The organism is Agrococcus sp. ARC_14 (assembly GCF_022436485.1).
Lineage (GTDB): Bacteria > Actinomycetota > Actinomycetes > Actinomycetales > Microbacteriaceae > Agrococcus.
This window is the reverse complement of the sequence record NZ_JAKUDO010000001.1, coordinates 1,605,462-1,624,942: the sequence shown is the minus strand read 5'-3', so window position 1 is coordinate 1,624,942 and position 19,481 is coordinate 1,605,462. Positions and strand designations below refer to the sequence as shown.

Sequence of the window (19,481 nt, the reverse complement as noted above, 5' to 3'; positions counted from 1 at the left end):
CGTCATGCACCTCACCGAGATTTTCGCCAAAGACGTCCAGCGGCCCATCGAGGGCGTCATCAAGGCCGACGACGCCCGGCACCTGGGCACCGAGGTCGACGAGTACGTCCTGACCAACGAAGCCGCCAAGGGGCTGGAGCTGCTGCTTGAGGCGTACACGAACTACACCAACGCGAACGGGGTGTGGATTTCGGGCTTCTTCGGCTCCGGTAAGTCACACCTGTTGAAGATGCTCGCGCACCTCCTCGGTGACGTGGAGGGCGACGATTTCCCGCGCGAGCGCGTCTCGGAGAGCTTCCGCGTCAAGGCAACGGATGCCTTCCTGCCGCCGCTGCTCGACAAGGCCGATCGCACCCCGGCGAAGAGTCTGCTCTTCAATATCGATCAGAAGGCCACCCTGATCAGCAAGGATCAGACCGACGCACTGCTGCGCGTGTTCGTGAAGGTATTCGATGAGTCCCGCGGCTACTACGGCGACCAGGGTCACATAGCGAGGTTCGAACGGCAGCTCGACGACGAGGGCCAGCTGGAGGCGTTCAAGCACGCCTTCCGAGCGGTCTCCGGCCGCGACTGGGTAGAGCGCAGGCCGAGCTTTGGGCTCCCGACCGTGCGTCGCCAGGTCAACGAGGCATACGCCCAGATCACTGGCCTCGACGCATCAACCGCGCCCGACATCCTGAAGACCTACCAGGATACTTACTCGGTGTCGATCGAGGACTTCGCCGACGAGGTTCGCGGCTGGCTCGACCAGCAGCCCTCGGGCTACCGGTTGAACTTCTTCGTCGATGAAGTTGGGCAGTTCATCGGCTCGAACACGCATCTGATGTTGAACCTTCAGACGATCGCCGAGTCGCTGAACACGAAGTGCGGTGGGCGGGCCTGGGTGTTCGTGACCTCGCAGGAGGACATGGACAAGGTCGTCGGCGACCGCACTCAGCAGCAGGGCAACGACTTCTCAAAGATTCAGGCCCGATTCAAGACGCGCGTCAAGCTCACTTCCGCCGATGTGGAAGAGGTCATCCGCAAGCGTCTGCTGGAGAAGAACGACAAGGGCACCCAGATGCTCGAAGCGGTGTATGCGCAGGAGGCGGGGAACTTCAAGACGCTATTCGACTTCGTCGATGGCGCCAAGACTTACCGGAACTTCACCGATGTGACCCATTTCGTGGGCACCTATCCGTTCGTGAGCTACCAGTTCCCGCTGTTCCAAGCCGCGATCGAGGGCATCTCCGACCACAACGTCTTCGAGGGCCGCAACAGCTCGGTCGGGGAGCGCTCCATGCTCGGCGTCGTCCAGCAGGTCGCCAAGGACATCGGCGACGTCGAGATCGGCACACTGGCCACCTTCGATCAGCTCTTCGCCGGCATCCGCGCGTCGTTGAAGTCCGCGGCACAGAGGTCGATCGACCGGGCCGAGCGCGACCTCCCCGACAGCGGTTCGCCGGTCACCAAGCTCGCGGTGCGGCTGCTCAAGGCGCTGTTCCTGGTGAAGTATGTGGAGAGCTTCCGGGCCACTCGGCGCAACCTGACCGTGCTGGTATACGACCGGTTCGGCCTTGACCTGCCAGCGTTGTCCAAGCAGGTCCAGGAAGCGCTGACACTGTTGGAGACGCAAACCTATGTCCAGCGCAACGGCAACGTCTACGAGTACCTGACCAATGAAGAGCAGGTGATCGAGGAAGAGATCAAGAACGTCGAGATCGACTCCTCCGAGGTCTCCACCCGGCTCAACAAGATTCTCTCCGGCGATGTCGTCAAGACCTCTAAGCTCCGCTACGCCAAGAACGGGCAGGACTTCGCGTTCGGGTACAAGCTCGACGACCAGGCATTCGGTCAGCAGCGTGAACTCTCGCTGCACTTCGTCACTCCCGAGTACCCCTACGGGCCTGAAGAGATTCGGATGCACTCGGCAGGCAAGGATGAGCTGCGCGTGATCCTCGCGCCCGACGACCGCGTGCTGGCAGACCTGCGGCTGCTGATCAAGACCGAGAAGTACACCAAGCGCAAGCAAACCAGCTCGCTGTCCCCGGTCCAGGAGCAGATTCTGCGGGGCAAGGCCACCCAGAACTCCGAGCGCGAGAAGGAACTGGTCGAGCGTATCCGCCGCGCCGTCGGGCGAGCCGATCTCGTGATCAACGCCGCAGACCTCACGGTGGGGTCGCAGGACGCGGTGACGCGGATCACCGAAGGGTTCCAGGACCTCATCGCACGGACTTACACGCAGCTAGGCATCCTCGGCGGGCGCACCTACTCCGAGCAGCAAGTCGCCGGGTTCGCGAACCCCGACCAGTCCACGCTGCTGGACGGCGCCGCGATCGACGACTCCTCCATCCACGCACTCGCCGCGCCGGCCGACGAAGTGCTGTCGTACCTGCTTCAACGAGACCGGCTCCGCGAGCAGGTCACTGTCAAGAAGATCGTCGATCACTTCCAGGCCAAGCCCTACGGCTGGGACCTCGCGTCCATCGAGTGCGTCTCAGCCTGGCTCGTCGGCACTTCAAAGATCACTCTGACCGTCGACTCGAACATCCTCAAGCGCAGCGAGGTCGCCGCCGCACTGCGCAATACGCAGAAGCACTCCCACACCGTCGCCGCCCCTCAGAAGACCTTCGACCAGCGCAAGGTCGCGGCGCTGCGTGCCTTCTGCACCGACTTCTTCGACGAACCCGCCGCGCCGAAAGACCCACTCGAACTGGCCCGGCACACAAGTGAGCGCCTTCGCGCCAAGTGCGAGGAGCTCAAGGCACGCGTCAACGGCTCGAAGTACCCCTTCGTGACTCAGCTCGACGCTCCCATCGCGCTGCTGGAGTCCGTGGTCGGCAAACCGGACGACTGGTACCTGACCGACTTCGCCATGGCCGACGATCTGCTCGACGCGAAAACCGACACCATCGACCCGATCCAGGCCTTCCTCGGTGGCGCCCAGCGGACAATTTTCGACGAGGCAACCGACCTTCTGACCAGCAACGCCAGCAACCTGAACTACCTGCCCTCCGGCAGCAGCCAGGAGGTGGCGCAGCTCCTGGCCGACCCGCAGGCCTTCCGCGGCAACCGGATGACCAGGCTCAAGGCCGCCGCCATCGAACTCCAGTCCCGCATCGACGAGGCTCTCCTCACCAATCGCGACGGAGCACGACTGGAGATCGACTCCCGCTGGGCGCCTCTCCAGACCAGCACCATCTATCTGGACGCCACCGACGACGCCCAGCGCAACGTCAACCAGATGGTCAGTGGAATCCTCGACCGCGTCGGTCGCGAGAGCCAAATCGCCGTCGTCCGCGAGATTGCGAACACCTTCGAGGAACGCACCTACCCATCCATCCTCGACCGTCTCGCCGCATCCCCCCGCACCAGCCGCCCGGATGACGGCAGCGAGCCAACCCCGGCACCCCCCACGAAGCAGACCGTCTCGGTCAAGAGCATCAACGCCACCGGCATTCACGGCGTCCTGCAGACCGAAGAAGACGTCGATCGCTACCTCAACGCGCTGCGCACGGCACTGGTGCAGGCCCTCAATGACCACAAGCGCATCGCGCTGTAGGAGACGATACGCATGGAAACCGCACCGCTGAAGAGCTTCGCCACCTGGGCGAGACGCGAGCTCATCACCCAGGTCAGCGCACGACTGACCGCCGTGCTCGCCCCCGCATCACCGGCCCGGGTCGAGAACCAGCGTGCCATCACCATGCTCGAGCGCGACATCGCAGCCGCCGGCGGCGGAGCCAAGGGCAAGGACGCGATCGCCGAAAAGGTCGCGTACACCTGGTTCAACCGCATCATCGCGCTGCGCTTCATGGACGCCAACGGCTACACCGGAGTCGGCGTCGTCTCACCCGCCCACGGCCAGCAGACCGGACAACCAGAGATACTCGCCGACGCCAAGCGCGGCAACATCGACCCCGCCGTTGTTAGCAACAAGCGCACCCTTGACACGATCATCGGACTCCTCGACGGCACCCGTCCCAGCGCAGACGCCCAAGGCGAGGCGTACACAATTCTGCTCGCGGAGTACTGCCGCTACTGGAACCGCTCCATGCCGTTCATGTTCGAGCGCGAAGGCGACTACACCGAACTCCTCATCCCGGCAAACCTCCTCGCGTCAGACTCGATCCTCACCAGGGCCACTGCGGCCCTCACCGCAGATGCCTGCCGAGATGTCGAGGTGATCGGCTGGCTCTACCAGTTCTACATCTCGGAACGGAAGGACGAGGTCTTCGCGGGGTTCAAGAGGGGCAAGAAGGCTGGCGCGGAAGAGATTCCCGCCGCGACCCAGCTCTTTACCCCGCACTGGATCGTCCGCTACCTCGTCGAGAACTCCCTCGGCCGCCTCTGGATGCTCAACCACCCCTCATCGCGGCTCGTTGAGCAGATGGACTACTACATCGCCCCAGTCAACGAAGAAGCTGACTTCCTTAAGGTCAGTGGCCCCGAGGAACTGAAGGTCATCGACCCCGCCTGCGGCTCCGGGCACATGCTCACTTACGCCTTCGACCTGCTGCACGCGATCTACGAAGAAGAGGGCTACGCTCCCTCCGAGATTCCCGAACTGATCCTCACCCATAACCTGTATGGCACCGAGATCGACCCACGCGCCGGGTCGCTGGCAGCATTCGCGCTCACGATGAAGGCGCGTGCCATGCAGCGATCGTTCTTCAACAACCCTGTAGCGCCAAACACGTGCGCGATCGACCCGATCTCGTTCACGCCTCACGAGGTCGACTTCCTCGTAACGCGCTACGGTGACCGCCGTGAGGAGGAGGACTTCTGGAACCAGTTCGCCGAGGCTGACACACTCGGCGCGTTGATCCAGCCTGACCCGAACGTAACGGACCGTCTCTTGCGACACCTAGAAACGCTCGATGACAGCGGCGACATGCTCAAGGCAGACACAATTAAATGGGCGGCGCGTGTGATCGAACAAGCGACCGTCCTGTCGCGGCGATACCACGTTGCAGTGGCCAACCCGCCATATATGGGACAGCGGAATGCTTCGGATGCACTCCAATCGTTCCTCAAATCGCGCTATCCGAGTACGAAGTCCGATCTTTACTCCGCGTTCATCGAAAGGATGCTTGAGCTTGTGGCACCAGGCGGCTACCTCGCGATGATCACCATGCAGTCTTGGATGTCACTGACGACCTACGCGGGCCTCCGGGCTAAAATCCTTGCCGACTCAGAGTTGGTGACGCTTGCGCATCTAGGAACAGGCGCGTTCGACAGCATCGGCGGTGAGGTGGTGTCAACTGTTGCGTTCGTGCTAGAGCCGGGCGCATCTGCAAAGGTTGCGACCTTCGTTCGCCTTACAGATCTCCGTAGCGAGGCGCTGAAGGCGGCGGCCCTCCGTGATTCCGTTCATGGCGACGTGAAAGACCGTAGGTATTTGGTCGAAGCCGACACTTTCGCGGCGATTCCCGGGAGTCCGTTTGCGTACTGGCTGCCGGAGGCGGCTCGACGTGCGTTTGTGGACTTGCCTTCACTTGGCGATATCGCCTCGCCGCGCGTAGGCATGCAGACATCGAACAACGGCAAGTTCCTTCGATCCTGGTGGGAGGTGTCTGCAACTGAAGCGACGGCTCCGCTCTCGGGTTCGTCGAAGTGGATCACTTACTTGAAGGGCGGTGCGTTCCGGCGCTGGTATGGCAACGTCGAACTCTTGCTGCACTACAACGGCGATCCGGGCCACATCCTTAGCCAGCGCAACGCGACCATTCTCTCCCTCGAAAGGGGGATGGCTCCGAAGGTCACGTGGACCGACCTGACCAGCGGGGATTTCAGCGCCCGTCTCGCACCCCAAGGAAGTTTCCATGACATCTCGGGCCACTGCTTCTACCCGAATGCCCGGGACGCGGAGTGGGTTCTAGGTTTCTCAAACTCTCGGGTGTTTCAGATGTACCTGTCCGTGCTCAACTCCACGATGCACGCTCAAGTTGGCGACGTCGCACGGATTCCCGTCACGGAGTTCGATCGTTCCGCGATGGCACATCTCGCTGCGCGTGCGGTTGAGTTGTCTAGACGTGATTTCGATAGATCCGAGACTTCATCCCGATTCCAGGCAAGCGAGCTGGTCTCTGTCACAGACCCCGCACAACCACTTCGGCGCATTTACGAGTCGCTTGTCACGCAATGGCGCGCTGAGATCGACGAACTGCACGATATTGAAGTGGCCGTGGACAGTTTGGCAGATCCCGATGGAGTCTCGGACTGGTTCCGGCAGGCCGACTACCCGCGCACGGTCTCGCTCGGGATCAACCCTGCGTACTCGTTCCTTCGGGCAAGTGATGCTGAAGCCGCGAAGGCTCAGCGGTCCGCCGCGGTGGCAGAACTCGTCTCTTATGGCGTCGGCTGCATGTTTGGTCGCTACAGCCTCGACGTGCCGGGGCTGATCCTCGCCGATCAGGGTGCGACCGTGCAGGACTACCTTGCGAAGGTGCCGGTGCCAACGCTCGCCCCCGATGCCGACAACGTTCTTCCGCTAGTGGATGGTGACTGGTTCGAGGACGACATCGTTGCGCGGTTCCGTCAGTTCCTGCGGGCTGCATTCGGCGAGCAGCACTTTGAGGAGAACCTTCGGTTCGTTGAGGGGTCGCTTGGGGTCACGTCTCTGCGGGAGTACTTCATCACCCGAGCCGGGCGGTCGAAGTTCTACGACGATCACGTGAAGCGGTACAAGAAGCGTCCGATCTACTGGCTGTTCTCCAGTCCGAAAGGGTCGTTCAACGCGCTGATCTACATGCACCGCTACACCTCGTCCACGGTCTCAACGGTGCTGAACGAGTACCTGCGCGAGTTCGAGTCAAAGCTGGAGGCGAACCTTCAGCACCAGGATCGTCTCGCCGCCGGGGACGGCACACCACGCGAGAAGGCTGCGGCGCTCAAGGAAGCCGAGCGGCTGCGCAAGGTGCTGCTGGAACTCGGCGAGTATGAACATGACGTGCTCTATCCATTGGCATCGCAGCAGATCGCGATCGACTTCGATGACGGGGTGAGGGCCAACTATCCGAAGTTCTACCCGGCCCTCAAGAAGATCGCAGGGTTGGAGGCTGCCGATGAGTGAGACCGAGCGGACGCCTGGTGGCAGGAAGATTGTCGTCTCACTGGCACGACAGTCCCTCGCCGGCGCCCGCTACCCGGAGTCGGATGGTAAGCGCAAGCGTCAGGAAGCGCTCAAAGTTGATGCCGCCGACTTTGAGAGTCTGCGAGCGATCGAGCGAAAGCTGGAGGGCCACGAGTGAGTTCACTTAGCGCGGTCCTCCCGCATCTGGAACAGCGGTTCGAGTCACAACGGCTCGTCTTCTGGCATGACGCCCACGGCGAGTATGCCGCCGAACTCGACGCCCTGGGTCTGGCTGCCGTCACTACGGTGCGGGTGGAGAACAACGAGTACGCGGTGAAGAACCAAGTGCTCCATGATGAGCCGACCGGCAAGTTCCTCATCTACCGCGGAGCCCCGGTGCCTCCCGGCATAGGGAATTGGTTGCTCGATCTTGAACTGGCTTATGGGGTCTTCACCGCCGACCGGACGGCGCTGGTGCGCCAGGGGCTCGGCCTCACCGGCAGCGGGATCGACGCGGTGATCCGCGACCATGAGAAGTTCTTCCGCGCCGCCAAGCGGGTGCAGAGCCTCAAGACGCTGCTGGCGGCCGGCGATGACGCGGACAGGTTGCGGGCGAAGATGTGCGCGGTGATCCTCGTTCAACACGAGCACAGCATGCTGGAACTCACGCGCACCCTGCTGATCGAGAACGCGCGCGGTGGCCACGATAAGTACGCGGCGCTGGCCGAGCAGGGACTCGATGGCTTTCACTGGGCTGGGGTCGCCAAGATTTACGGCTACGAAGCGAGCGAGCCGAGCGTCGACGACTTCGTGCTGTGGATGTTCCGCCATGCGATCACCGGCTTCGCATCAGAAACCCCGGGAGCCCTGCGCAACATTCAGCTCGACTTCGCGAGCCTGCGCAACGACCGGCGCAGCGCCGACGCCCTCGCCACCCTCGCACGACGGGCATCGGAGAGCCTGGATTACGGCAACAGCATTGAGGACGCCGAACTCTCCGAGATTGTCGGCAACGACCTCTTCGAAGACGTGGAACGCAAGGTCATCAGCGCCCTTGCTCACGGCGTGGTCGAGCGGACGATGAGCGCACGCGAGGTGTCCGAAACCATCCGTGCGCGCCAGAGCAGCATCTGGGTTGACGGCTATCGGGAGCTGTACGCAGCACTCGGTGCCGCCTCCGATCTGCTCGGTGAACTCGCGACCGCACAATTCGGGATTACCTCGTTCGACGAGGGGCTCGACCGATACCGCAAGACCTGGTTCCGCATCGACCAGCTCTACCGGCAGTTCCACTTCGCCGCCCGTACCACCGAGTACGCCGGCCCGCTCGAAGCGCTCCGGGTCGAGGTGGAGAAGCACTACGCGAACAAGTTCCTCTACGAACTCGGCAACACCTGGCAGCAGCACGTAGATGCGGTGGACGGCTGGCGGTCGGTAACGCTGCGGCCCCAGACACGGTTCTTCGCCGACCACGTGGAGCCGATCATCCGCAAGGGCAACCGGAAGGCCGTCGTCATCATCTCCGATGCCCTGCGCTACGAAGTCGCCGACGAACTGCGCTCACGCATCCGACAGGAAGACAAGTTCGACGCCACACTCGACGCGATGCTCGGCGTCCTGCCGAGCTATACCCAGCTCGGCATGGCCGCACTCCTACCGCACAAGACGCTGGGTCACTCGTCCGCTGGCGATCCGGTGCTCGTCGACGGCCAGCGCTCCGACGGAACAGGGAACCGCAACAAGGTGCTGGCCCCGGTGGATGGGTACGCGATCCAGGCCGAGGACGTCCTCTCCATGCCGCGCGGCGAACTGCGGGAGCTATACAGCGCACACCAAGTGCTGTACGTGTACCACGACCGGATCGACGCGACCGGCGACAAGGCCCGCACTGAGCGGCAGGTGTTCGAGGCTGCCAATGAGGCGCTGCGCGATCTCCTCGACCTGATCAAGCGCCTGACGAATGCGAACGCCACAAACATCCTCGTGACCGCCGACCACGGCTTCCTCTACCAGGACACTGCCCTTGCCGATGCGTTCTACCTCTCGACCAAGCCGCAGGGCGATGACCTCGTGGTGACGAACCGCCGATACGTATTGGGCCGAGGGCTCAAGGACGATCCCGCGTTCCGGAAGTTCGAGCCCGAACAGCTCGGGCTCAGTAGCGACCTTGAGGTGCAGATTCCCAAGTCGATCCACCGACTTAAGCTGCCCGGCGCGGGCTCACGGTTCGTCCACGGCGGCGCCTCGCTCCAGGAAGTCGTCGTGCCGGTGCTGACAGTCAACAAGAAACGCAAAAGCGACACCCGCCCGGTCAACGTCGAGGTGCTGCCCGAGACCGACAAGATCACCACCGGCCAGCTCGTCGTGAAGCTCTTCCAGTCCGAGCCGGTCAGTGAGAAGGTGCAGCCGCGCACGCTGCGCGCAGGCATCTACGTCGGCGAGACGCTGATCTCGAACCAGCCCGCATTGGTCTTCGACCAGCCCTCCGACGACAAGCGCGACCGCTACCAGAGCGCACCGATGCTGCTCAGCCAGGACGCCAACGAGTTCAACAACCGCTCCGTCGAGTTCCGCCTCGAAGAGCAGATACCCAACACCACCCAATGGCGCGTCTACCAGCGGGCTCAGTACCTGCTCAAGCGTTCGTTTACGTCGGACTTCGATTTCTAGGGGAACCAGCAGCCATGACCGACACCGAGAACCCGAGCGCACGGAACACGGATGCGGAGCCGAGCACGCCGCAGCAGAGCGACCTCGACTACAAGATCAACCTGCTGTTCGGCGGGTCCGTCGTGCGCAAAGACCTCGTGAAGACAGTCAAAGGAAACGCGATCGTCCCCTCCTATGTGCTGGAATACCTGCTCGGCCAGTACGCCGCCTCCGACGATGAGGCGACGATCCAGGCGGGCATCGACGCGGTGCGCAAGATTCTCGCCGACCACTACGTGCACCGCAACGAGTCCGAGCTGGTGAAGTCCGCCATCCGTGAAAAGGGCCGTCACCGGATCATCGACAAGGTGACGGTGACGCTGAACGACAAGCAAGACGTGTACCAGGCGTCGTTCGCTAACCTCGGCCTCGGCGGCGTGATCGTCGAACCGGCAACGGTGAAGACGAACCCGAAGCTGCTCGTCGGCGGCGTCTGGTGCATCTGCGACATCGAGTACTTCCACAGCGACGACGCCCGCGTCGTGCCGTGGATTCTGGGGAGCCTGAAGCCGATCCAGATGTCGAGCTTCGACTACGAGGGCTACCTCGCCTCGCGCGGAGGCTTCAACACTGAGGAGTGGATCGACTTACTGATCCAGTCCATCGGGTTCAATCCCGAGATGTTCGGACGGCGGGCCAAGCTGCTGCAGCTCGTCCGGCTCATCCCGTTCGTCGAGCGCAACTACAACCTCGTCGAGCTGGGCCCCAAGGGCACCGGCAAGTCCCACATCTACTCCGAGTTCTCACCCCACGGCATGTTGATCTCCGGCGGCGAGGTCACCGTCCCGAAGCTCTTCGTCAACAACGCCAACGGACGCATCGGTCTGGTCGGATACTGGGACGTCGTCGCGTTCGACGAGTTCGCCGGCAAAAAGAAGCGCACCGACAAGGCACTCGTCGACATCATGAAGAACTACATGGCGAACAAGACGTTCTCCCGTGGCGTCGAGACTCTTGGAGCAGAGGCGTCGATGGTCTTCGTCGGCAACACCTCGCACAACGTGCCCTACATGCTGAAGCACTCCGATCTGTTCGACGAGCTACCCGAGAGCTATCACGACTCCGCCTTCCTCGACCGGCTCCACTTCTATATCCCCGGCTGGGAGGTCGACACGATCCGCAGCGAGATGTTCTCGTCCGGCTACGGCTTCGTCGTTGACTACATCGCCGAAGTGCTGCGGTCCATGCGCAACACCGACTACTCCGACCGCTATCAGCAGCACTTCACCCTCGGCTCCGACATCTCCACGCGCGACCGCGACGGCATCCACAAGACCTTCTCCGGCCTGATGAAACTCATCTACCCCAACGGCCAGGCGACACCGGAGGAGATCGAGGAGCTACTCCGGTTCGCCATCGAGGGACGCAAGCGCGTCAAGGACCAAATCCTGCGGATCGACACCACGATGGCCGCCGTCAACTTTGGCTACACCGAGACGGCAGGCACGTGGCACGGTGTCACCGCGCTGGAAGAGGGCGAGTACCCCGACTACTACCGAGCCCGACGCCCCGAGACCGAGCCAGGCACCGATTCGTCCAGCCTCTCCGGGTTGGCGGGCGAGGAGGCCGGTGTTCCGGCCCCGCCGGCGGTCGACGCAGCGCCTCAACTGTTCGAGGGCCACCGCGAGTTCCAGGAGAACCAGCGCGGGGTCTCCTACGAGACGCTGCTCGTGCCCTACCTGCGCGGCGCGACGGAGATCACCATCGTCGATCCCTACATCCGACTACCGCACCAAGGACGCAACCTCGTAGACCTACTCGCACTGCTTGCCGCGAGCAAAGACCCCGCTGACGAGATCGCGGTGACGCTGGTGACCAAGGAAGACCGCGGCGAGTACGCCCAGCAGCACCTCCTCATGCTCAAAGACATCCAAGACAGCGCCGCCACCGTCGGCATCCGGTTCACCGTCAACTGGGACATGACCATCCACGACAGGTCGATCCGCACCGACCACGGCTGGAAACTCCTCCTCGGACGAGGGCTCGACATCTTCCAGAAGGGCTCCGGCAGCCAGTTCGACCTCGGCTCCCGCCGCCAGGAGTTCCGCCAGGTCTTCGCGTTCGGCATCACCTATATCCGCGAAGGCAAGGAGGCCTCATGACCGACGTCAGCATCAACGGCGTTCCACATAGGCCTGTGCCGGGCAGTTCCGTTGACGGCATCAGTCCGGAACGTCTTCGTACGATCGTTCAGGACTCTCACCTGAGCTTCCTGATCGGTGCAGGAACCCCTTCATCGTTCTTCGGTCTGCTCGGCAATGTCGAAGATGCACTTACTGAACTCTCCGAATCAACCGCTGATGACGACGTGAAGACTATCGTCCGGGCGTCCATCCAGGCGTACTTCTTCGACTCAGTACTTGTACCGAACGTGAAGGTCGTTGACCGCCATGCTGACGCAGAGGGCGTGTTGACCTCGTACGCTGAGTTCCTGCGCACTGTCAACCGCATCTTGCTGAAGCGTCACAGCTCGATTCTCGCCAAGCAGGCCAGTGTTTTCACAACCAACGTTGACTTGGTCTTCGAGGTCGCCATGGAGCAGATGGGTATCGACTTCAGCGATGGCTTCAGCGGCAAGATTCGACCTCGATTTGACCTCGGCGACTTCAACACCATCCGCCTCCGTATGGCCAGCAGGTTCGAACAACGATCCGAGATGCCGGTGTTCAACCTGGTGAAGCTCCATGGCTCAGTAGGATGGCGCCAAGAAACGCGCTCGCCTGGGCGAATCGACATCATCTTCGATCACGGCCTGACAGTGGTCGCCGAAGTTCAGGAGGCACTGGCCGCAGCGCGAGACGACCTCATCTCGATTGGCGAACCCGCTGAGGTCAATGCGGCTGCCCTCGTCGCCAAGGCGTCACCTGGACTTGCTTCTCCCGCTGTTCACGACTTCGTGGCGGCGTACAAGAAGCTCGGCATCGTCAACCCTGACAAGCAGAAGTTCGCGACCACGGTTCTCAATGAAACCTACTACGAACTGATCCGCCGATTCGCAAACGAGATGGAGAAGGAGAACAGCGTCCTGTTCGTTCACGGATTCTCCTTCCGAGACGAGCACCTTCGCGACGTCGTGCTGCGGGCCGCGCGGGCAAATCCGACACTGCAAGTGATCGTCTTCTGCTACTCCCGGGCTGATCGTGCAGAGTACCAGAAGCTGATTCTCGACATCGACGTCAAGAACAGCAACGTCCTCTTCATCGTTCCCGCGGAGCCAGAGGAGGGTATCGATGAGCTCAAGGCCACACTCGATGTCGTGACCCGCGACTACTTCGCCCCGATCGTTGCAGACAAGTTCCCCGCGCCTGACCAGCGGATCGAGCTTGGTATCCACATCTCAGCGGGCGAGAGCGCTGATGTTTGAGGGGGACGTGGTCGACCTGGACGACGTCTTCCGGGTTGGTCGCGTCGTCTCGGTCGAGGGTAGACAAGTCCACGTCGCCGTCGACAAACTCAAGAACGGCTCGCACTTACTCTTCCGAGGCGGCATAGTCCGCAACGTTGCCGTTGGTGGGTATCTCAAGATCATCAAAGGCTTTTCGGAACTGATCGCCAAGGTTGATGGCGAGGTCATCGAGCAGGACCGGAGCGCGTCACCCATCTACAAGCGCGGAGTCGACCCGATGAACCGCCGTCTCCAGGTCAGTCTCATCGGGTACATCGAGGGCGGGCGCTTCGAGCGGGGAGTACGAGAGATGCCGCTCCTCGACAACGAGTGCTTCATCCTCACAGAGGTCGAGTTTGGCCTCCTGCACGCATTCGTCGAGGACTCGGACACCCCCATCGAACTGGGCGTTCTGGCGATGGAACCTACACAGCGCGTGTCGGTCGGTGTAGACGCGATCTTCGCCAGTCATGTGGGGATTTTCGGCAACACCGGCAGCGGTAAGTCATACACGCTAGCAAAGCTCTACCACGAACTGTTCGATCGATACGGTGCAATAGACAGCTTCCGCCAAAAGTCGCAGTTCGTGCTGATTGACTTCAATGGCGAGTACCTCAATCGCGACCCATCAGACGGGGACAGTCGCTCCACCGCCGTGCTGACCGGTGATGCGAATAAGCGCGAGTACGCCCTCAGCACGCGTCGTGACAGTGGCCCCCGCCTGCCGCTTCCATCGAGCGCGGTGAGTGACCTGGAATTCTGGACGGTCCTCCTCGATGCCACCGAGAAGACGCAGGCCCCGTTCCTCGCGCGCGTTCTCAACAGTGACTACTGGGATCGACGGCTCGCAGACCCCAACGACTTGTTGACCGTTCTTGGCGATATGGTCCTTCGCGCGACGAAGAGCAGCGACAAGTCCGTCGACCGGCAGACCCTGCTAAACCTCTTGGCCGAGGTCCAGACATGTCTCGGTTCGACGGCGCCCCGAGAACTGACCGACCTGATAGATGATTTCCAGACGAACCTCCACTACAACGCAACGATGGGGAAGTTCTTCTGGGGCGAATGGAGTCGCTACGTCGACCCGGATCATTCGACCTGGGAGTCGCTTACGAAGGACAAAGTCGTGGCGCTCCCGATCGACTTCTCGACGATCGAACCGGGTGTCGACCTGATTCGGTTCAAGATCGTGCTCCAATACTACAACGACATCATCAGTGGCTTCTCCAACCGTGAGCATCTGTCGCCGCTGCTCAAGCGCCTCGAAACACGAGTGCCCGACATCAAGAAACTGATAACCGTCGTCGACGACGACCAGGCATACGACGAACCCCTGATCGTCGTCTCGCTGCGGGACGTGAACTTGTCGATGCGCAAGGTCATCCCGATGCTGCTCTGCAAGCACCTGTACGACCAGAAAAAGGAGAACGACCCCACCAACGCGCGGTACCTCAACCTCATCATCGACGAGGCGCATAACATCTTGTCGTTGGAGTCGTCACGCGAGAGCGAGGCCTGGCGCGACTACCGGCTAGAGACGTTCGAAGAGATTGTTAAGGAGGGTCGCAAGTTCGGCGTGTTCTTGACATTGGCCAGCCAACGTCCCCACGACATCTCACCCACGATCATCTCGCAGCTCCACAACTACTTCCTCCACCGCCTCGTCAACAATCTGGACGTGCAGGCGATTGAGAAAGCTGTCGCCTACCTGGACCGCGTCTCCTTCGAACAGTTGCCCATCCTCCCTAGAGGCGTCTGCGTCGTGGCTGGTGTCTCTGCCCAGGTGCCGGTGATCGTGAGAATCAGTCCGCTCGCTCCGGAGACAGAGCCAAACAGCCGGACTATGTCTGTCGCCGCAGGTTGGTTGCAGCCCTTGGAAGTCGCGAGCCAGTCGATCATTGGCGCTCAGACCTTCACTACGTCACCTGTGGGTGCTGAGGGTGTTGAGATGCCTGAACCCTAATTAGCACCATGGGATGACGACGAGCCACCGTTCTAGAGTCAACGTCAGATGTCGTGGGGCTGCGGCCATGTGTGCCGACAATCCGAACGTGAGCCTGATGCGATGCCGGCGCGCTTGCCGACGGTGGACACGTCTTGGCGGAGCACCCGCCGATGGGGATGTGCACGGGCTTGACCTGGCTGCAGTCGATGGTCGTGATGTCGCCAAGGTTCGGCGCATCCGGCCAGTGCCTGGAGAAGACCCGGGCGACGGGCTCGTTGAGTTCGGAGAACCATACCGTTCTGGCGTTGAAGACGTGCTCCACGGCGAGGTCGAGGCCACCGTCGCCGCTGAATAGCGATCCCATCCTGAGCCGTGATTCGCTGCCGGCGTTAGGTTGGTGCATGAGGAGCGCTGCGACTGACGGTCGTCCCGACATGCACTCCTCGTCGAGAACTGATGCCGAGCTGGTCACCCGTCGGGTGCACGACCCCGACACACGCACTCACCGACCTGAGCGACCTCTGGCCACGCCCGATCGAGACCGCCGGTGAGGCCCTCTGTCCCCGGCCGGCGCTCCGACCTCCTGCTGAGGCCACACGCCTCTTGCAGGTCGAGGGGGAGGGCGCTCCCTGGCAACAGAAATTACGGGAGGCGGGTGCTCACCTGTCTCGTACGACCGGGAGGTGGGCGTGACGGTTTCGATGCGTGTGATGTCGGCGGGCGACGGCTACAAGTACCTACTCAAGACGATCGCGGCCGCCGACGGCGATAGGCCGCTGTCAACGCCCCTGACCCGCTACTACGTGGCAGTCGGCACCCCGCCGGGCCGCTGGCTCGGCACCGGAGTCTCTGCCCTTGGCCGCGGGGAGCTGTCGGACGGTGATCACGTCTCAGAGCCGCAACTCCAACTCTTGATGGGAATGGGACGCGATCCGATCACCGGCGATCCGCTCGGCTTGGCATTCCCCATCTACAAGACTCCGGTGGAAAGAATCGAGGGCCGGATCGCCGACCTGGATCCTTCGCTGACGCCTGGCGCGAAAGGCGAAGCTGTCGCGCAGATCGTGGCGGAGGAGACCGGGAGTAAAAGGCGACGTGCGGTGGCGGGGTTCGACTTCACGTTCTCGATCCCGAAGTCCGCGTCGGTGTTGTGGGCGGTTGCTGACGCAGGGGTGCAGGCGCTGATCGGTGAGGCGCACCATCGGGCCGTTGCGGAGGTGGTTGCGTTCATGGAGCGCGAGGTTGCGGCCACCCGTACCGGCGCAACCGCCGGTGACGGCGCGGTTGCACAGGTCGACGTCACCGGGCTGGTCGCCACGGCGTTCGATCACTTCGACTCCCGCGCCGCCGACCCCCACCTCCATACGCATGTCGTCATCAGCAACAAGGTCAAGACCGTCCTCGACGGCAGGTGGCGCTCGCTTGACGGCCGGCCGATGCACGCCGCCGTCGTTGCCCTCTCCGAGCTGCACGAAGCCGTGTTCGCTGACCACATGACCCGCTCCTTCGGCGTGGCATGGGAGGCCAGAGAGATGGGTCGCGACCATAACCCAGCTTGGGTGATCACCGGGGTACCGGAGGAGCTGATCGCGGAGTTCTCCACCCGTGCACGCCACATCGACGCCGAGACTGACAGCCTCATCGCCGAGTACGTCGCCAACCATGGGCGGCGTCCGAGGTCGGCGGCGATCATGAAGCTACGGGCCCAGGCCACGCTGAGCACCCGGCCCGAGAAGCAGGTCCGATCCCTTACCGACCTCACCTCGGAGTGGAGGACTCGCGCGGCCAAGACGCTGGGCCAGGACGCGACGATGTGGGCGCGCAACCTCACCGACAACGACAAGCCACTGCTCCTGCGCGCTGACGACGTTCCACTCGACGTGATCGGCGAACTGGGCCGTTCGGTCGTGGAGATAGTCGGCGAGAAGCGCTCGACGTGGCGCCGGTGGAACCTCATCGCCGAGGCATCCAGGCAGACGATGGGCTGGCGGTTCGCCACCATGCAAGATCGAGAAGCCATCGTCGCGATGGTCTCCGACGCCGCCGAACTCGCCTCCCTCCGGCTGACGCCGCCTGACCTGGCCACCTCACCCGTCGTCTTCCGCAGACCGGACGGCACCTCGGTGTTCCGCCCGAGGAGCTCGACGGTGTTCACCTCGGAGGCCCAGCTTGCGGCCGAGGACAGACTCCTCGAACGCGCCAGCTTGCTCACCGGCCCCACGGTGACGCTGACGACGGTCGAGCAAATCGCGCACAGACCCGATGCGGACGGTCGGATGCTCGGCGCCGACCAAGCCGACGCCTTGTCGCGGATCGCCGTATCGGGGCGGATGGTTGACGTGCTGGTCGGTCCCGCCGGCGCGGGCAAGACCACTGCCATGGACGCTCTCCGCCGGGCCTGGGAGGCCGAGCATGGCGCCGGTTCCGTCGTCGGTCTCGCGCCATCGGCCGTCGCCGCCCACGTGCTCGCCGACGAACTGGGGATCGCGACGGAGAACACCGCGAAGTGGTGGCAGAACCACCTCCTCCACGGCACCGCGTTCGAGGCAGGTCAGCTCGTCATCATCGACGAGGCTTCGCTGGCGGGCACCCTCTCGCTCGACCGCATCACGCACCTTGCTCAGAGGGCTGGAGCGAAGGTGCTGCTGGTCGGCGACTACGCCCAGCTGCAATCCGTGGACGCCGGCGGCACGTTCGCGATGATCGCCCAAGACCGGCACGACGCCCCCGAGCTGGTCGACGTCCACCGCTTCACCCACAGCTGGGAGAAGAGCGCCTCACTCGACCTCCGCCACGGACGCACCCATGCCATCGACGCCTACCTCGCGCATCAGCGCATCAACGATGGCGACGCAGAGACCATGACGGATGCCGCCTACAGCGCCTGGCGCGCCGACCGCATTGCGGGCCTGGTGTCGGTGCTGATCGCTGAAACCCACGAGGACGTGACCGCCCTCAACCGTCGCGCCAGGGCAGAGCTGATCCTCAACGGCACCCTGAACCCCGATCGCGAGGCCGAGCTGCACGACGGCACCGGAGCCGGCGTCGGAGACACGATCATCACCCGAAAGAACGACCGGAAGCTCCACACCATCACGGGGCGGGACTGGGTGCGCAACGGCGACGTATGGATCATCGCCGCCGTCGGTGACGACGGGACCATCACCATCGCCCGAGACTACGGGGTCGGCACCGGTGTCCGCGACGACGGGACCATCACGAGCCGCAGACGAGGACGTAGGTTCGGCGGGAGCATCCTCCTCCCAGCGGCGTACGTGGCCGAGCACGTCGATCTCGGCTACGCGGTTACCGCCTACCGCGCCCAAGGGGTCACGACCGACACGGCGCACGTGCTGGTCGAGCCGACCTCGACCAGGGAGAACTTCTACGTCGCGATGACCCGAGGACGGCACTCGAACCACGCCTATGTAACGCTGGACCGCGCCAACGACCATGCACAGCCTCACCCAGGCGACGATCCCGATGCCACCGCGCGAAACGTGCTCTACGGCGTTCTGCAACACAGCGGAGCCGACCTATCGGCACACGAGACCATCGCCGCCGAGCAGGAACAGTGGGGCTCGATCGCCCAGCTCGCAGCCGAGTACGAAACCATCGCGGCTGCGGCCCAGCAGGACCGTTGGGCCACCCTCGTCCGTGGTTCTGGACTCACCGACGAGCAAACAGAAAGCGCCATCCAGTCCGAGGCATTTGGCCCGCTGGCCGCCGAACTCCGCCGCGCCGAATCCAACCACCATGATCTCGACGCGCTGCTGCCGCGTCTCGTTGCAGCCCGCGGGCTCGACGACGCCGACGACATCGCTGCAGTCCTCCGCTACCGCGTCGAGCAAGCAGCCGCCCGCCCCGCCGGATCGGGGCGGACCCGCAAGCCACCGAGGCTCATCGCCGGCCTTCTCCCGCAGGCGCACGGCGTGGCGGACGTCGAGATGCGAGCCGCCCTCAACGAACGAGAGGCCCTGATCGAAGCTCGCGCCGACGCCGTGCTCGACACCGCACTGACTGAGGCAGCGCCCTGGACCAGGGCGCTCGGCGCGACGCCGCGCGACCGTCAGCAGGTCACGAGGTGGCGAAAGGCCGCGCGAGTGGTCGCCGCCTACCGAGACCGTTACCAAGTCCCCGACGACACTCCCCTCGGTGTTCCGCCCGAGATGGCCGCGCAGAAGATCGACGCCGCGCGGGCAAGGGCTGCTCTCGACCAGGCGCTCCATGTCTCCGCCGATGCGAACCGTCCAACAGAGGCAGGTAGCCATCGCGCCACGCGCAGTCAGTCTCAGGCGGGGCGCAGCATCTGATCCTTCCAAATGCCGCCATCGCGGCGTAACGTTGAAGGTGAGGCGGATTTCTCCTTACCTTTGGGCCGTTCGCGG

9 protein-coding genes are annotated in these 19,481 nt (G+C 63.2%); 8 read left to right on the top strand and 1 reads right to left on the bottom strand.

Annotated features, from left to right (window positions below; genetic code table 11):
• Positions 1 to 4: 4 nt before the first annotated feature.
• Genes brxC through MKD51_RS07950 form a run of 7 tightly spaced genes read left to right on the top strand, consistent with a single transcriptional unit; the run spans position 5 to position 15,111 of the window.
• Positions 5 to 3,541 carry a BREX system P-loop protein BrxC gene (gene brxC / locus MKD51_RS07980; RefSeq protein ID WP_240240880.1) on the top strand — a complete coding sequence of 1,179 codons (3,537 nt, stop codon included), beginning with the start codon at positions 5 to 7 and terminating at the stop codon, positions 3,539 to 3,541.
• 12 nt (positions 3,542 to 3,553) lie between these two features.
• On the top strand, positions 3,554 to 7,054 hold the full coding sequence (gene pglX / locus MKD51_RS07975) for a BREX-1 system adenine-specific DNA-methyltransferase PglX (protein WP_240239795.1): 3,501 nt from the start codon (positions 3,554 to 3,556) through the stop codon (positions 7,052 to 7,054).
• Positions 7,047 to 7,232 (top strand): hypothetical protein, encoded by a 186-nt coding sequence (locus tag MKD51_RS07970; protein ID WP_240239794.1) that lies wholly within the window; start codon positions 7,047 to 7,049, stop codon positions 7,230 to 7,232. The genes pglX and MKD51_RS07970 overlap by 8 nt, the downstream gene beginning before the upstream one ends.
• A complete protein-coding gene (gene pglZ, locus MKD51_RS07965; RefSeq protein ID WP_240239793.1) occupies positions 7,229 to 9,724 on the top strand; it encodes a BREX-1 system phosphatase PglZ type A in 2,496 nt (831 codons plus the stop codon). Before MKD51_RS07970 ends, pglZ begins: the two co-directional genes overlap by 4 nt.
• 14 nt (positions 9,725 to 9,738) lie before the next feature.
• Positions 9,739 to 11,865, top strand: coding sequence for a BREX system Lon protease-like protein BrxL (gene brxL / locus MKD51_RS07960; RefSeq protein WP_240239792.1), 2,127 nt, complete (start codon positions 9,739 to 9,741; stop codon positions 11,863 to 11,865).
• A complete protein-coding gene (locus tag MKD51_RS07955; RefSeq protein WP_240239791.1) occupies positions 11,862 to 13,127 on the top strand; it encodes an SIR2 family protein in 1,266 nt (421 codons plus the stop codon). Before brxL ends, MKD51_RS07955 begins: the two co-directional genes overlap by 4 nt.
• 7 nt (positions 13,128 to 13,134) lie before the next feature.
• Entirely contained in the window at positions 13,135 to 15,111 is a 1,977-nt protein-coding gene (locus tag MKD51_RS07950; RefSeq protein ID WP_240239790.1) for a DUF87 domain-containing protein, read from the top strand.
• Here the strand turns inward: MKD51_RS07950 and MKD51_RS07945 are convergent.
• A complete protein-coding gene (locus MKD51_RS07945) occupies positions 15,065 to 15,457 on the bottom strand; it encodes a DNA cytosine methyltransferase (RefSeq protein WP_240240878.1) in 393 nt (130 codons plus the stop codon). The two genes, MKD51_RS07950 and MKD51_RS07945, sit on opposite strands and share 47 nt — an antisense overlap.
• 337 nt (positions 15,458 to 15,794) lie before the next feature.
• On the opposite strand from MKD51_RS07945, the gene mobF reads away from it, so the two are divergent.
• On the top strand, positions 15,795 to 19,406 hold the full coding sequence (mobF, locus tag MKD51_RS07940) for a MobF family relaxase (RefSeq protein ID WP_240240876.1): 3,612 nt from the start codon (positions 15,795 to 15,797) through the stop codon (positions 19,404 to 19,406).
• Positions 19,407 to 19,481: the final 75 nt, after the last annotated feature.

What these genes read in the sequence shown, in the direction of transcription:
- brxC (WP_240240880.1), top strand. Translation starts at nt 5, where the DNA reads ATGCACCTCACCGAGATTTTCGCCAAAGACGTCCAGCGGCCCATCGAG.
- MKD51_RS07945 (WP_240240878.1), bottom strand. Translation starts at nt 15,457, where the DNA reads ATGGGATCGCTATTCAGCGGCGACGGTGGCCTCGACCTCGCCGTGGAG.
- brxL (WP_240239792.1), top strand. Translation starts at nt 9,739, where the DNA reads ATGACCGACACCGAGAACCCGAGCGCACGGAACACGGATGCGGAGCCG.
- pglX (WP_240239795.1), top strand. Translation starts at nt 3,554, where the DNA reads ATGGAAACCGCACCGCTGAAGAGCTTCGCCACCTGGGCGAGACGCGAG.
- mobF (WP_240240876.1), top strand. Translation starts at nt 15,795, where the DNA reads ATGCGTGTGATGTCGGCGGGCGACGGCTACAAGTACCTACTCAAGACG.
- MKD51_RS07955 (WP_240239791.1), top strand. Translation starts at nt 11,862, where the DNA reads ATGACCGACGTCAGCATCAACGGCGTTCCACATAGGCCTGTGCCGGGC.
- MKD51_RS07970 (WP_240239794.1), top strand. Translation starts at nt 7,047, where the DNA reads ATGAGTGAGACCGAGCGGACGCCTGGTGGCAGGAAGATTGTCGTCTCA.